This window comes from Pseudomonas sp. P1.8 (assembly GCF_001269805.1).
Taxonomy (GTDB): Bacteria; Pseudomonadota; Gammaproteobacteria; order Pseudomonadales; family Pseudomonadaceae; genus Aquipseudomonas.
Window position 1 is genome coordinate 160,473 of sequence record NZ_LHVM01000014.1, and the last position, 15,430, is coordinate 175,902.

Annotated in this window: 10 protein-coding genes; 6 read left to right on the forward strand and 4 right to left on the reverse strand. The window is 58.8% G+C overall.

The features are described from left to right. The first annotated feature begins 92 nt into the window (after window positions 1–92). From AD668_RS15255 to AD668_RS15265, 3 genes are all read left to right on the forward strand, one after another. Entirely contained in the window at window positions 93–1,745 is a 1,653-nt protein-coding gene (locus tag AD668_RS15255; protein ID WP_053160164.1) for a VRR-NUC domain-containing protein, read from the forward strand. Next, complete coding sequence (locus tag AD668_RS15260; protein ID WP_053160420.1) at window positions 1,742–4,021, forward strand: ATP-dependent DNA helicase; 2,280 nt, start codon at window positions 1,742–1,744, stop codon at window positions 4,019–4,021. The genes AD668_RS15255 and AD668_RS15260 overlap by 4 nt, the downstream gene beginning before the upstream one ends. Before the next feature lie 171 nt (window positions 4,022–4,192). Next, window positions 4,193–6,112, forward strand: coding sequence for a PAS domain-containing sensor histidine kinase (locus AD668_RS15265; protein ID WP_053160166.1), 1,920 nt, complete (start codon window positions 4,193–4,195; stop codon window positions 6,110–6,112). On the opposite strand, the gene AD668_RS15270 is transcribed toward AD668_RS15265, so the two are convergent. From AD668_RS15270 to AD668_RS15285, 4 genes are all read right to left on the reverse strand, one after another. Beyond that, window positions 6,090–7,451 (reverse strand): sodium:proton antiporter, encoded by a 1,362-nt coding sequence (locus tag AD668_RS15270; protein WP_053160169.1) that lies wholly within the window; start codon window positions 7,449–7,451, stop codon window positions 6,090–6,092. The genes AD668_RS15265 and AD668_RS15270 overlap by 23 nt on opposite strands. Next, the gene (locus AD668_RS15275) at window positions 7,451–8,062 is read right to left on the reverse strand and encodes a Yip1 family protein (protein WP_053160171.1); all 612 of its coding nucleotides are present in this window, start codon (window positions 8,060–8,062) and stop codon (window positions 7,451–7,453) included. Before AD668_RS15275 ends, AD668_RS15270 begins: the two co-directional genes overlap by 1 nt. Window positions 8,063–8,137: 75 nt before the next feature. Further along, complete coding sequence (locus AD668_RS15280; RefSeq protein ID WP_053160173.1) at window positions 8,138–8,995, reverse strand: SDR family oxidoreductase; 858 nt, start codon at window positions 8,993–8,995, stop codon at window positions 8,138–8,140. 329 nt (window positions 8,996–9,324) lie between these two features. Beyond that, window positions 9,325–10,482: a MalY/PatB family protein gene (locus AD668_RS15285; RefSeq protein ID WP_053160175.1), complete on the reverse strand. Its 1,158-nt coding sequence runs from the start codon at window positions 10,480–10,482 to the stop codon at window positions 9,325–9,327. A gap of 295 nt (window positions 10,483–10,777) precedes the next feature. On the opposite strand from AD668_RS15285, the gene fdnG reads away from it, so the two are divergent. Genes fdnG through AD668_RS15305 form a run of 3 tightly spaced genes read left to right on the forward strand, consistent with a single transcriptional unit; the run spans window position 10,778 to window position 15,429 of the window. Then, window positions 10,778–13,843 (forward strand): formate dehydrogenase-N subunit alpha, encoded by a 3,066-nt coding sequence (fdnG, locus tag AD668_RS15295; RefSeq protein WP_156322348.1) that lies wholly within the window; start codon window positions 10,778–10,780, stop codon window positions 13,841–13,843. Continuing rightward, on the forward strand, window positions 13,844–14,779 hold the full coding sequence (fdxH, locus tag AD668_RS15300; RefSeq protein ID WP_053160181.1) for a formate dehydrogenase subunit beta: 936 nt from the start codon (window positions 13,844–13,846) through the stop codon (window positions 14,777–14,779). After that, entirely contained in the window at window positions 14,776–15,429 is a 654-nt protein-coding gene (locus AD668_RS15305) for a formate dehydrogenase subunit gamma (RefSeq protein WP_053160183.1), read from the forward strand. Before fdxH ends, AD668_RS15305 begins: the two co-directional genes overlap by 4 nt. Window position 15,430 lies beyond the last annotated feature (1 nt).

Below are 15,430 nucleotides of genomic sequence, written 5' to 3' on the forward strand. Positions count from 1 at the left end.
CTGCCATTGATCCTTTTCCGTTTGCATCGGGCGGGGGGAAACTGGTATCTGTATGGATAGCCAGTACTCGTAAGCCTTGGGCCCGATCAAACGTGACCGCACATCCTCTTGATGATCCGTTCTATTACCTCAATAACTTCATGCAAGTGCTTGATTGGCTTGAGCATCGTTACGCCGATGTACTGAGCGTCGAGGAGCAGTCCTTCCTTCGCGACTTCAAACGGTTGCCCCGTGAGACGAGTGCACTGCTGGTCAGAATGGTGATGCGCAAGGGCATTCACTTCAGGGCGAGCAAACTGCATTACGACGAAATCGGTGATATCGCTACGGCGGTCGAACCATTGCTCGAAATGGGGTGGGTTGATGAACACACGCCATTATCGATGGAAACGCTGTTCGAGGTGCTACTCAAGGCCGAGATCCTTCAGTGTTTCAGCATGGCCATCGACCAGCCCAAAGGAAGGAAAAGCGATTGGCTGCCGGCACTGAGCGAACGGTTCCCGCAGGCGCAACGTTTCACCGACTGGTGCCCGACACTCGAGGAGCGCCTGTTCAGCCTGACCATCATGAGCCTGTGCGATCGCCTGCGCTTGATGTTTTTTGGCAATCTTTATCAGGACTGGTCAGAGTTCGTGCTCGCCGACCTTGGTGTCTATATCTACGAAAAAGTCGAGTTCTGTGCCGAGTCAAGGGGCCTGCGTAACCGCGCGGACGTGGATGCCTGTGTCCTGCTGCACGAATATCAGCAACAGTTCGAGTCAGGAGCAGCGCTGGACGAAGTGGTTGAACGGATTTCAGGTTTGGTGCTGGACAACCCATGGCTGCAACGACGACGCGCCAAGCTGCTGTTCCAGATGGCCCAACACTGTGAACGCATCGCGGACTTCTCCACGGCCCTCAACCTGTACCGCAAGTGCAGCTATCCCGGGGCGCGTTCACGGCTGATTCGGGTGTTGGAACGCTGCGGTGAGTTCCAGTTGGCCCTGGAACAGGCGACGCTGGCCGAGCAAGCGCCGGAAAGTGCCGCCGAACACCAGCAATTGCTCCGTGTACTGCCCCGATTACGACGCAAGCTCGGTGGGCCGCCAATCAAACGCGCCTCACCTCGGCCAATGCAACGCCTGGATCTGCAGTTGCCCAGAAGTGAGCCCGCGTTGTCGGTGGAGTTCCATGTTCAGGCGCATTTGTCGCAAGGAATGGCGCCGGTGCATTACGTCGAAAACAGCTTGATCAATTCATTGTTCGGGTTGCTGTGCTGGCCGGCGATTTTCGCGCCGCTGCCGGGGGCTTTTTTCCACCCGTTCCAGCGCGGGCCCGTGGACCTGCTCAATGAAGACTTCCATGAGCGCCGGGCGCAACTGTTCCAGGCATGTCTCGCTGAACTCGACGACGGGCGCTACCGCCAGACCATACGCGAACGCTACACCGGCAAGTGGGGCGTGCAGTCACCGTTCGTGTTCTGGAGCGTGCTCAGCGAAGAATTGCTCGATCAGGCTCTGGACTGCTTGCCCGCCGAGCACCTCAAGCACTGGTTCAACCGCCTGTTGCAGGACATCAAAGCCAACCGCGCCGGCATGCCGGACCTGATTCAGTTCTGGCCGCAGGAAAAGACCTACCGCATGATCGAGGTCAAGGGGCCTGGTGATCGATTGCAGGACAACCAGGTTCGCTGGCTTGAGTTTTGCCATGAACACCAGATGCCTATCGCCGTCTGCTATGTGCGATGGTCGGAGCCAGGCGCTTGAACTACAGCATTGCGGTACGGGCACTGTGTGAATTCACCGCCAAGGCCGGTGACCTCGATCTGCGTTTCACCCCTTCACCGACGGCGCTGGAAGGCATTGTCGGGCATCGCACGGTGGCGTCACGTCGCAGTGAAGGCTATCGAAGCGAAGTCTCCCTGGAAGGATATTTTCAGACATTGACCGTCAAGGGCAGGGCGGACGGCTATGACCCGGCGCAAAACTGCCTCGAGGAGGTCAAGACTTACCGTGGCGACTTGAGCAAACAACCGGACAACCACCGCCAGCTGCATTGGGCCCAGGCAAAAATCTATGGCTGGTTGATGTGCCGCAAACTCGATCTGCCACAGATCAATCTGGCGCTGGTGTACTTCGATGTCGTCAGCGAGAAGGAAACCTGCCTGGTCGCTGCCTGTAGTGCCGATGAGCTGCAACAGTTTTTCGAGGCGCATTGCGCGCGATTCCTGCAGTGGGCCGAGCAGGAAATGATCCATCGCGAAGGACGCAATCGGGCCGCGCAACAATTGGCGTTCCCCCATGCCGACTTTCGACCGGGGCAGCGTCACCTCGCTGAATCGGTGTACAAGGCCGTCAGTACCGGGCGCTGCCTGATGGCCCAGGCCCCGACGGGGATCGGCAAAACCGTGGGCACGCTGTTTCCGATGCTCAAGGCCCTGGCGCCACAGCAACTGGACAAGGTGTACTTCCTCACGGCGAAAACTCCCGGACGCAAATTGGCCCTGGACGCGGCGCAGGTCATCCTTGAAGGCGCCGGCGCACCACCGTTACGGGTTCTGGAAATGGTTGCCCGGGACAAGGCCTGCGAACACCCGGACAAAGCCTGTCATGGCGAATCCTGTCCACTGGCCCGCGGGTTTTATGATCGTCTGCCGGCGGCGCGTCAGGCGGCGAGTCAATTGAGCCTGTTGAACCACAATGGATTGCGCAAGATTGCCCTGGCGCACGATGTCTGTCCGTATTACCTGAGTCAGGAAATGGCACGCTGGGCAGACGTCGTGGTTGCCGATTACAACTACTACTTCGATTTCACCGCATTGCTGTTCGGATCGGCGCAGGCCAATAACTGGAAAGTCGCGGTACTGGTCGACGAGGCCCACAACCTGGTAGAGCGCGGCCGCCAGATGTACAGCGCCAGCCTTGATCAATGGACCTTGAATGGCGTCCGAAAAAACGCGCCAGAAGTGCTTAAAAAGCCGTTGCAGCGGGTCAATCGCGAATGGAATGCGCTGCATAACCAGCAAACCGGCACCTATCAGGCTTATGACAAGGCCCCGGAAAAACTGCTGCAGGCATTGTCCTCGTGCAGCGCCAGCATTGGCGACTATCTGAACGATCACCCCCAAGGGCTCGACAGCGCCCTGCAAAGTTTCTATTTCGACATGCTGCAATTTGGCCGGGTGGCCGAGTTGTTCGATGAGCAGTTCCTGTTCGATATCAGCAAGCGCGATCTCGAGCGCAAGCGCCCACTTTCGACGCTGTGCCTGCGCAATGTGGTGCCCGCCGGCGTCATCCGCCCACGCCTGACTGCTGCGCGCAGTACCGTGCTGTTTTCCGCGACCCTCAGCCCCCGGCACTATTACGCGGATTTGTTGGGGACCCCAGCGGACATGGTATGCATCGATGTGGAATCGCCCTTTCACGCCGATCAACTGAAAGTGCACATCGTTAACCAGATTTCCACACGCTTCGTTCACCGCGAGTCATCCCTCGGGCCGATTGTGGAACTGATCGCCAGGCAATTCACCGAACTTCCCGGTAATTACCTCGCATTTTTCAGTAGTTTCGATTATTTGCAGCAAGTGGCGCAGTTGTTGGCGCAAACTCATCCACACATCAAGGCATGGTCGCAGTCCCGAGGGATGGCCGAAGAGCAACGCCAACAATTTCTCGACCAGTTCAGCGCCGATGGCCAGGGCGTCGGTTTCGCGGTGCTTGGCGGCGCGTTCGGTGAAGGCATCGATTTACCCGGCGCGAGGCTGATCGGCGCGTTTATCGCAACGCTTGGTCTGGCACAATTCAATCCGGTCAATGAGCAGCTCAAGCATCGGATGGCGGCGATCTTTGGTGCAGGATACGACTACACCTACCTGTATCCCGGTGTGCAAAAAGTGGTTCAGGCTGCAGGTCGGGTGATCCGGACGCAGCAAGATCAAGGGGTGGTGATGTTGATAGACGACCGGTTTGGAGAAGGCAAGGTCAAGCAGTTATTGCCCCGTTGGTGGTCAATCGCACCGACGCTTCTTTATCCCGCGATGTAAAGGGCTTTTAAAACATACCGAACGTCAGCTGTTCAACGTTCTGTCTAGACACCGAGTGACCGCGACAACAAGGATTAAAATTGCCGTTCCAGGTTCTGTACGTCGTTATTCGCACTTTCCAAATCACCGGTTTGTCGCATACTTCACACAAACATCCAGGCGACGCAATCAATGAGTGAAGATCGATCCAAGGCAGCCGCCATCGACGACAGCCGTTTCAAGCTGCTGATCGATGCAGTGATTGACTACGCGATCTACATGATTGATCCGGACGGCATCATCACCAGCTGGAACGCGGGCGCCAGGCGATTCAAGGGTTATGAGGAAGCCGAGATTCTGGGACAGCATTTCTCGCGTTTCTATACCGAAGACGACCGCCGTGCCGGGTTGCCTCAACGGGCGCTGGACACCGCGCTTGGCGAAGGTCGATTCGAGGGGGAAGGCTGGCGGGTGCGCAAGGACGGCACGCATTTCTGGTGCCATGTGGTGATCGACCCGATACGCGACTCGTCGGGCACGTTACTGGGCTTCGCCAAGATCACCCGGGATCTGACCGACCGGAAAATGGCCGAAGAAGTGCTCAAGCAAAGTGAGCAACAGTTTCGCCTGCTGGTGCAAAGCGTGACGGACTATGCGATCTACATGCTTGCCCCGGATGGACGCCTGACCAACTGGAACCCGGGGGCGCAGCGCATCAAGGGCTATTTCCCCGAGGAAGTCATCGGCCAGCACTTTTCGATGTTCTACACCCCCGAAGATCGCGAGGCCGGTGAGCCGCAACGCACCCTGGAGGTCGCCGTTCGCGAAGGTCGATTTGAAAACAAAGGCTGGCGTGTGCGTAAAGACGGTACTCGGTTCCTCGCCCATGTGGTCGTGGACCCGATCTGGGGCGAAACCGGGACCTTGCTCGGGTTTGCCAAGATTACCCGGGACATCACCGAAGTCACGCAAGCTCAACAAGCATTGGAGAAAACGCGCGAAGCGTTGTTCCAGTCGCAGAAAATGCAAGCCATCGGCCAACTCAGTGGCGGGATTGCACACGATTTCAACAACTTGCTGACGGTCATCCTCGGCAACCTGGAAATCGTGCGCAAACGGGTCACGGACGATTCGAAAATCATCCGATTGATCGACAATGCGACCCAGGGTGCCTTGCGAGGTGTGTCCCTGACCCAGCGAATGCTGGCCTTCGCCAGACGTCAGGAACTCAAATCCGAACCGGTAAAGCTGCCAGCGTTGATCGAAGGCATTTCCGGCCTGTTGCGCAGCTCCCTTGGGCCATCTGTGACAGTTGAAACCCGCTTTCCACGGGATCTTGAGCAAGTGCTCGCTGACGTCAATCAGCTGGAACTGGCCGTTCTCAATCTGGTGACCAATGCCCGGGATGCGATGCCCCACGGCGGGAAAATCCTGATCAGTGCCCGAACGGAAGACGCTGCAGACAGCCGTGTGTCTTCGCTGTCGGTGGGACGTTATGTTTGTCTGAGTGTTGCCGATACCGGGGAGGGCATGGACGAGGAGACGCTGGCTTCTGCGATGGACCCGTTCTTCACCACAAAAGGTGTCGGCAAAGGCACAGGGCTCGGACTGTCAATGGTCCACGGTTACATAGAGCAACTGGGTGGGCGTTTCATCCTCAAGAGCCAGAAAGACCTGGGGACGACCGCTGAACTCTGGTTGCCGGTCGCTACCAGTGAGTCAGTCGCCAAACCCGCGGCACTGGAAGCTGCCGTCACGGTGCCACGCCTGTGCGTGCTGGTGGTGGACGATGACAGCCTGGTGTTGACCAGCACCAGCCTGTTGCTGGAAGACCTGGGACACCGGGTCATCAGCGCCCTTTCCGGTGCCAGGGCGCTCGAAGTGTTCGCCAGCGAAACCGATATCGATCTGGTCATCACCGACATGGCCATGCCGCAGATGAGTGGTGAGCAATTGGCCCACGCCATCCGTCTGATGAAACCAGCGTTGCCAATCATCCTCGCGACCGGTTACGCCGAACGCCTTGAGGGGTTTGCGGCCGATCTGCCTCGGCTTTCAAAACCGTTCACGCAACTCAATCTGGTGGAGATCATTGCCCAGGCGATGAAATGACAGGGCGATTGTGCAGCTCGTAGCGAGCAAGCATCGGCTGGGTGCTGATGCCATGCACCAAAATGCTCAGCGCTACGACCGAGAGCGTGATGTCGGCACATAACGTGGCGACCGAAGGCGGCAGGTCATGATTCAAGGCATAGAACAGGTAATAAAAGCTACCGATGCCACGGATACCAAACCAGCCAATCAGCAGGCGCTGCGGGCCATTGATCAACCGGCCCCACGGCATGAGCAGCACAACCAGCGGGCGAATCACGACAAACAACACCAGCGCGATCACCAGTGCCCGCCAATCCCAGTGTGCAATCAGCACCACGCCCAGCAACGTGACCAGAAACACTTCCATGGATCGCTCCACCAAGCCGCCAAACGACAACATGTCGCCCATCATGATCCCGGCTGCGACCTGACTGTCTTCGAGGTTTTCCACATCACCGTGCACAGCGGCTTCAGGCTCGACATTCTGATGACCGACGACGGGTTGAACCAGATGCTCAGCCGGAGTGTGGGCGTCACCCGACGAACTGACCTCGGCCTGACGCAACCCCAGGCCAGCGGCAAACACCGAAAGAAATCCATAGCCCTGGATCGTTTCGGCCACGACATAGGCCAAAGCAATCAGGGCGAGAGCCAGGTAATCATTGGGTGAGAACGTGCTGTCAGCATTTTTGATGCGCATGAACAGGGTCAGACGGCCGATCCCGCGCCCCATCCAGTAGCCCGTCAGCAAGCCTGCGGGTACTGCCCATAACAGCCGTTTCAATGCCCAGTCATCAAGCCATGCCTGCGGGCTGCCGCTGGATTGCATAAACAGCAAACCAAGGATGACAAAGGGAAATGCAATGCCGTCGTTGAGGCCTGCCTCACCCGTCAATCCGAATCGAACTGGATCATAATCCTTGGCGTCGTTGACCTGCACCAGTGACGCCAGCACCGGGTCGGTAGGCGCCAGTATTGCCCCGATCAACAACGACGGCCCCCACGGCAATTCAAAAGTGAAATGCAGCAACACGCTGACCCCGGCAATGGTCAGCACCATCACTGGCCCGGCCAGCGTGAATGCAACCCTCCATCGGCGGTCGCGAAGGTTCAGCCGCAGTTTCAAACCGCAGACAAACAGTGAAAAAAGTACCGCGACCTCGGACAGATGCTCCATCCAGAAAGCCGCATCCTTGATATCGAGCGTGAGCAATTGCAGCCCGGCCGGTCCGATGACCACGCCCAGTACCAGACACACCGCCGAGGTGGTCACCGGCATCCAGCGCAGGTAGGACGATGTGAGCGCAAGGGTGAGCAACACCGCACCCAGCACCGCCACCCAGGCCGTGAAGCCCATTATCCGACGGTAGCGCGCAAGTACTCAGGGGTGAGCACGTTGAACCACATCAGGATCATCGTCACCAATATCGTCACCAGGACCAACAAACCAACGCCCCAGACACACGCCGAATTGAGCAAACCTTGCTCCTTGCGCTCGTGCATGAAGGTCGGCAAGCCGATAAACAACAGGAACGTCGAATACGCCGATGCCGCGGCAAGTACTGCAATTGCCAGCCATCGACTGGGGTACAGACCCGCAATTCCGGCAAGGAAAAATGGCGTGGCGGTGTAGGCGGCAAAGCCAATGCATTGATTGATCGTCGGCCGCGCCTCGAAGGTGCGAGACATCCAGCGGATGAACAGACCCATTACCGCGATGCCCACCAGAATGCTCAGGTACAACATGACGCACAGGTGCAAGGCGCTACGGGGGCTGAGCCGTACCGTTTCGTTTTCGGCCAGGCTCCAGCCGACGTAAGTCGTGCCTATATACAGACACACGGCAGGGATCAGCGCCAGGATCAGCAAATGTGCCAGGTAATGACGCGGGTGCGCTTCCTCTTCCTTGCGAATATCCGTCCAGGCGAAGTTCGGTTGAGTGAACAGTTTGACAAGGGGTGCGGACATGACGACCTCCAGGTATCAGGACCTATACGGTGTTGAGCACTGGAAGCCATCACCGGTTCAAATTTTTCGGCGGTGTTACAGCATCGGTTTTCCCCCGGTAACACCGTAGCGCTGTCCGGTGATGTAACTGGCTTCATCGGAGGCTAGCAGCACGTAGATCGGGGCGACTTCCACAGGCTGGCCCGGGCGCCCCAGCGATGTGTTGGCACCGAAGTTTTGTATGGTTTCTTCAGACATGGTCGAGACGATCAACGGTGTCCAGATCGGCCCTGGAGCCACGCTGTTGACGCGAATGTTCTTTGGTCCGAGCATTTGCCCAAGACCGGCGGTGAAATTAGCGATCGCGCCCTTCGTTGTGGCGTAGGCCAGCAATGTCGGATTGGGCATATCGGAGTTGACGGAGCTGGTGTTGATGATCGAACTGCCGGGCTTCATATACTTCAGCGCGGCCTGGCAGATTCGAAAAATGGCGGTGATATTGACGTCGAAGGTCATCACCCATTCTTCGTCGGGAATGTCTTCGAGGTTTTCGTGGGTCATCTGGAACGCGGCGTTGTTGACCAGCACGTCAATGCGACCGAAACGTTCGACGGTTTTTTCGACCAAGGCCTGGCAATGCTCCTTTTGCGCTAGATCCCCGGATATCAATAAACATTGACGGCCTGCTTGTTCGACCCAGCGCGCGGTCTCCTTCGCGTCCTCGTGTTCATTGAGGTAAGCGATGGTCACATCGGCACCCTCCCGGGCGAAGGCAATCGCCACGGCGCGGCCGATACCGCTGTCAGCGCCGGTGATCAAGGCAATCTTGCCCTCCAGCCGACCGGAACCCTTGTAGCTTTGCTCGCCACAGTCGGGATAGGGGTCCATTTTCTGCTGGTCACCGGGAACCGGCTGCTGCTGCCTGGGGAAGGGCGGTTTGGGATAGTCGTTCATCATCAATCTCCGGATTCAAGGCTGAGGAGTCAAAGGGTTGACCCTGGCGTTTTGTCCGGAGTTCGGTTGGATTCTGACAATCCGAAAATGTTCTGAACCCTGTAGAAACGCGGTGTGCAGGATTGTGGGTAAAACTCGATCTGTAGGAGCCGGCTTGCTGGCGAACCGGGCGACGTGGTGCGTCAGGCTGGACGCCTTCGCTGGCAAGCCAGCTCCTACAAGGTTATGTGGCAGGCCACGATTGCGTAGGAGCCGGCTTGCTGGCGAACCGGGCGACGCGGTGTGTCAGGCTGGACGCCTTCGCTGGCAAGCCAGCTCCTGCAAAGAAATCAGCCCTTGAGGTCACGCAAACTACGTTCCAGCCGCGCAATACCTTCCTCCAGCAGCGAACGCGGGCAGCCGAAGTTCAGGCGCACGAACTGCTTGCAGTCATCGCCAAAGTCCAGCCCGGCGCTCAAGCCGACCCTGGCCTGTTCCAGGAAGAACTGCTGAGGGTCGTCGAGCCCCAGCGCCGAGCAATCCAGCCAGGCGAGGTAGGTGCTTTGCGGCACGTTCATGGTGATGCCCGGCAAACGGGTGGCCACGGCGTCAACCAGATAATCGCGGTTGCCTTGCAGGTAGTTCTTCAACTCGGCCAACCACGGAGCCGCCTCACTGTAAGCCACTCGAGTGGCTTCCATGCCCAACGGGTTGACGCTGTCGACCATGCCGCAACGGGCGTGGTTGACGCGTTCGCGCACGTGGCGGTCCTGGATGATCATGAACGAGGTTTTCAGACCGGCGATGTTGTAGGCCTTGCTCGCGGACATCAGCGTAATGGTGCGCTGGGCGATTTGCGGGCTTAGCGTGGCCATCGGAATGTGTGTGCGGCCGTCGAAGCACAGTTCGGCGTGAATCTCGTCAGAGATGATCCAGGCATCGTGCTCCAGACAGATATCGGCGATGGCTTGCAGTTCTTCCCGGGGAAAGGCTTTGCCCAACGGGTTGTGCGGGTTGCTCAGCAGCAGCGCGCCGCCGCCGCCCTGCAAGGATTCGCTCAACGTCGCCAACGGTGTGGCATAGGTGCCGTCCGGCTGCGAATCGAAACTCAGCTCGACCTTGTTCAGCCCCCAATGACCTGGCGCGTGGCGCAGTGGCGGATAGTTTGGAACCTGCACGACGACATTCTGTTGTGCCTGTACCAGCGCCTTGAGCGCCATGTTGAAACCCGACTCGACCCCCGGCAGGAAGATCAGCTCTTGCGGTTCGACGCGCCAGGCGTACTTGTTCCAGAGATCGGCGACGATTGCTTCGCGCAGATCGTCCTGAGCCACGCTGTAGCCGACCATCGGGTGCTCCAGGCGTTTTTGCAGAGCCTGGACAATCACCGACGGCGCGGCGAAATCCATGTCGGCGACCCACATTGGCAGCACATCGGCCGGGTAGCGGCTCCATTTGGTGCTGCCGGTGTTGTGGCGGTCGAACACCTGATCAAAATCGAAAGTCATGCGCGGTCTCGTAAGCGGGGTTGAACATGCGCCAATGATAAGCGCCAACCTACTGTAGGAGCGAGCCTGCTCGCGAAGGTGGGTCAGATACGGTGGTGTCAACTGAGACACCATCGCGAGCAGGCTCGCTCCAACAAGGATCTTCGCAGCAAGCTGATTTTGTCCGACGGTCGGTTGTCATGGTGAATTCGACAGCATTGGCTAAAGTTCAAGTGTCGGCAGACAGACTGCCGCAACCGTGGTTGTTCAAAAAGACCCGGCCATGTACCGGGTTCCACCTGATCAGGAGTGCACGATGGATCTCAGCCGTCGTCAGTTCTTCAAGGTCGCCGGTATCGGCCTTGCAGGCTCTAGCCTGGGCGCGTTGGGCATGGCCCCGACGGCAGCCTTTGCCGAACAGGTGCGTCATTTCAAGCTCGCCCACACCCATGAAACCCGCAACACCTGCCCGTATTGCTCGGTCGGTTGCGGTTTGATCATGTACAGCCAGGGCGATGATGCGAAGAATGTCGCGCAAAATATCATTCACATTGAAGGTGACGCCGACCACCCGGTCAACCGCGGCACCCTTTGTCCCAAAGGCGCAGGCCTGCTGGATTTCATTCACAGCCCCGGTCGTCTGCAATACCCGCAAGTGCGCAAGCCCGGCAGCGCCGAATGGACGCGCATTTCCTGGGACGAAGCACTGGATCGCGTCGCCGACCTGATGAAGGCCGATCGCGACGCCAACTTCATCGAGAAAAACGCCCAGGGCCAAACGGTGAACCGCTGGCTCACCACCGGTTTCCTCGCGGCCTCGGCGGCATCCAACGAAGCGGGCTACGTCACCCACAAAGTCATTCGCAGTCTCGGCATTCTGGGGTTTGATAACCAGGCGCGTGTCTGACACGGCCCGACGGTGGCAAGTCTTGCCCCGACGTACGGCCGTGGTGCCATGACCAACCACTGGACCGATATCGCTAACGCGAATCTGGTTCTGGTGATGGGCGGCAACGCAGCAGAAGCGCATCCGTGCGGCTTCAAATGGGTGACCGAAGCCAAGGCGCACAACAATGCGCGGCTGATCGTGGTCGATCCGCGTTTTACCCGGACCGCTTCGGTGGCCGACTATTACGCGCCGATCCGCACCGGCACCGACATCGCCTTCATGGGCGGGCTGATCAATTACCTGCTGACCGAGGACAAGATCCAGCACGAGTACGTGCGCAACTACACCGATGTGTCGTTCATCGTCAAAGCCGGGTATGGCTTCGAGGACGGGATCTTCAGCGGCTATGACGCCGCCAAGCGCACGTACACCGACAAGTCCGGGTGGGGCTATGAGTTGGGCGAGGACGGCTTTGCCAAGGTCGACCCGACCCTGCAAGACCCGCACTGCGTCTATCAACTGATGAAGCAGCATTACAGCCGCTACAACATCCAGTTGGCGAGCCAGATCTGTGGCATGCCGGTCGATGCGATGCAGAAAATCTGGGAAGAGATCGCCACGTGCTCGCAACCGGGCAAGACCATGACGATCCTCTATGCCCTGGGCTGGACCCAGCACTCGATTGGCGCGCAGATCATTCGCAGCGCGGCGATGGTGCAACTGTTGTTGGGCAACGTCGGCATGCCGGGCGGAGGTGTGAATGCCTTGCGCGGGCACTCCAATATCCAGGGCCTGACCGACCTGGGCTTGCTGTCGAACTCACTGCCCGGCTACCTGACGCTGCCTACCGATACCGAGCAGGATTACAACGCCTACATCGTCAAGCGTACGCAAAAACCGTTGCGGCCGGGGCAGCTGTCCTACTGGCAGAACTACGGAAAATTCCATGTCAGCCTGATGAAAGCCTGGTACGGCGCCAATGCCACGGTGGAGAACAACTGGGCCTACGATTATTTGCCGAAGCTGGACATTCCCAACTACGACATCCTCAAGGTGTTCGACCTGATGGGCCAGGGCAAGGTCAACGGCTACATGTGCCAGGGCTTCAACCCCATCGCCGCGCTGCCCGACAAGAACCGGGTGATGGTGGCGCTGGCCAAGCTCAAATGGCTGGTGGTGATGGATCCGCTGGCCACTGAAACCTCGGAGTTCTGGCAAAAGGTCGGTCCGTACAACGACGTCAACAGTGCCGAGATCCAGACCGAAGTCATTCGCCTGCCCACCACCTGTTTTGCCGAAGAGGACGGTTCGCTGGTCAACAGCAGTCGCTGGTTGCAATGGCACTGGAAGGGCGCCGATGGCCCTGGCGAAGCGCGCACTGACATTCGGATCATGAGTGAGTTGTTCCTGCGTCTGCGCCAGCGCTACGAGAAAGAGGGCGGCAAATACCCCGATCCGATGCTGAAACTGTCGTGGCCGTACAAGATTGCTCACGAGCCTTCGCCTGAAGAACTGGCCAAGGAAATCAACGGCTATGCCACGACGGATTTCACCGACGTCACTGGCGCCGCCATCAAGGGCAACGCGCAACTGGCCGGGTTTGGTCAACTCAAGGACGACGGCAGCACGGCATCCGGGTGCTGGATTTTCTGCGGCAGCTGGACCGAGATGGGCAACCAGATGGCGCGCCGTGACAACAACGATCCGTTCGGCATGCATCAGCATCAAGGCTGGGCATGGGCCTGGCCGGCTAATCGACGGATTCTCTACAACCGAGCTTCGGCGGACCTGTCCGGCAAGCCGTGGGATCCGAAAAAACGCCTGGTGTGGTGGAACGGCAAGGCCTGGGGCGGTACCGATGTGCCGGACTACAAGGCTGACGTGGCGCCGGAAGCGGGGATGAATCCGTTCATCATGAACCCCGAAGGCGTGGCGAGGTTCTTCGCCGTCGACAAGATGAACGAAGGCCCGTTCCCCGAGCATTACGAGCCGTTCGAAACACCAATCGGCATCAACCCGCTGCATCCGCAAAACAAGAAAGCCACCAGCAACCCGGCAGCGCGAATCTTCGATTCGGTATGGGAGACCCTCGGCGTGGCCAAGGATTACCCATACGCCGCCACCAGTTACCGGCTGACCGAGCATTTCCACTTCTGGAGCAAGCACTGCAAGCTCAACGCGATTAGCCAACCGGAGCAATTCGTTGAAATTGGCGAGGTGCTGGCAAAGGAAAAAGGCATCGTCGCCGGTGACCGGGTGCGGGTCAGCAGCAAGCGTGGCTTCATTGAAGCGGTGGCGGTGGTGACCAAGCGGATTCGTCCGCTGCAGGTCAACAATCAGGTGGTGCACCAGATCGGTATCCCGTTGCACTGGGGCTTTACCGGCCTCACGCGACACGGCTACCTGACCAACACCCTGGTGCCGTTCCTCGGCGATGGCAACACACAGACCCCGGAATCCAAGTCATTCCTGGTTAACGTGGAGAAAGTCTAAATGGCCAGCCAAGACATCATCGCCCGCTCGGCCACCACCACACCCGCGCCCTCGGTGCGCGGCGTGGCCGAAGTCGCCAAGCTGATCGACACCACCAAATGCATCGGCTGCAAGGCCTGTCAGGTCGCCTGCTCGGAATGGAACGAGTTGCGCGACGAGGTCGGCCATAACCATGGCACCTACGACAATCCGCAAGACCTCACCTCGGAAACCTGGACGTTGATGCGCTTCACCGAGCACGAAACCGACGCCGGCAACCTGGAGTGGCTGATCCGCAAGGACGGCTGCATGCATTGTGCCGAACCCGGATGCCTGGCGGCGTGCCCCAGCCCGGGGGCGATCATCAAGCACGCCAACGGCATCGTCGATTTCGATCAGGATCATTGCATCGGTTGCGGTTACTGCATCACCGGTTGCCCGTTCAACATTCCGCGCATTTCGCAAAAAGATCACAAGGCTTACAAATGCACGTTGTGTTCGGACCGCGTGGCAGTGGGGCTGGAGCCTGCTTGTGTGAAAACCTGTCCGACCGGCGCCATCGTATTCGGCACCAAAGACGACATGAAGGAACACGCTGCCGAGCGCATCGTCGACCTCAAGAGTCGCGGCTTTGAAAATGCTGGCTTGTACGACCCCGAAGGCGTCGGTGGTACCCACGTTATGTATGTGTTGCACCACGCCGACACGCCACGGATTTATGCCGGGCTGCCTGATCATCCGGCGATCAGCCCCTTGGTGGGATTGTGGAAAGGCATCAGCAAACCCCTGGCGCTGCTGGCCATGGGCGCTGCGGTGCTGGCCGGGTTCTTCCACTACGTGCGCATCGGACCGAACCGGGTCGAAGAAGATGAGCACCCCAGTCCACTGGACACTTCGGTGCATGAGGTCGATCCGGCGGTACACACCTTTGATCCACGCGGGGAGGGCAGGCCATGAGTAACAAGACCATCCTGCGCTACACCAGCAACCAGCGCACCAATCACTGGCTGGTGGCGATTCTGTTTTTCATGGCCGGGTTGTCCGGGCTGGCGTTGTTTCATCCGGCGCTGTTCTGGCTGAGCAATCTGTTCGGTGGCGGGCCCTGGACGCGCATTCTGCACCCGTTCATGGGCGTGCTGATGTTCGTGTTTTTCCTCGGTCTGGTGTTCAGCTTCTGGCGCGCCAACTTCTTCATTGCCAATGATCGCCTGTGGCTCAGGCGCATAGACCGGGTGATGGCCAACGACGAGGAGGACGTGCCACCGGTGGGCAAGTACAACGCCGGGCAGAAGCTGCTGTTCTGGACTTTACTGCTGTGCATGCTGGTGTTGTTGTTCAGCGGTCTGGTGATCTGGCGCGCCTATTTCAGCGAGTACTTCGGCATCACCGCGATTCGCTGGGCCATGTTGCTGCATGCGTTGGCGGGGTTTGTGCTGATCCTGAGCATCATCGTGCATATCTACGCCGGTCTCTGGATCAAGGGTTCGGTCAGCGCCATGCTGCACGGCTGGGTCAGCCGCCCTTGGGCGAAGAAGCACCATGAACTCTGGTACCGCGAGGTGACCCGTGACGAGGCACCGAAACCACCGATCACGAAAAAGGGCTGAC

What these genes read in the sequence shown, in the direction of transcription:
- AD668_RS15270 (WP_053160169.1), bottom strand. Translation starts at nt 7,451, where the DNA reads ATGGGCTTCACGGCCTGGGTGGCGGTGCTGGGTGCGGTGTTGCTCACC.
- AD668_RS15265 (WP_053160166.1), top strand. Translation starts at nt 4,193, where the DNA reads ATGAGTGAAGATCGATCCAAGGCAGCCGCCATCGACGACAGCCGTTTC.
- AD668_RS15280 (WP_053160173.1), bottom strand. Translation starts at nt 8,995, where the DNA reads ATGAACGACTATCCCAAACCGCCCTTCCCCAGGCAGCAGCAGCCGGTT.
- AD668_RS15275 (WP_053160171.1), bottom strand. Translation starts at nt 8,062, where the DNA reads ATGTCCGCACCCCTTGTCAAACTGTTCACTCAACCGAACTTCGCCTGG.
- AD668_RS15285 (WP_053160175.1), bottom strand. Translation starts at nt 10,482, where the DNA reads ATGACTTTCGATTTTGATCAGGTGTTCGACCGCCACAACACCGGCAGC.
- fdxH (WP_053160181.1), top strand. Translation starts at nt 13,844, where the DNA reads ATGGCCAGCCAAGACATCATCGCCCGCTCGGCCACCACCACACCCGCG.
- AD668_RS15305 (WP_053160183.1), top strand. Translation starts at nt 14,776, where the DNA reads ATGAGTAACAAGACCATCCTGCGCTACACCAGCAACCAGCGCACCAAT.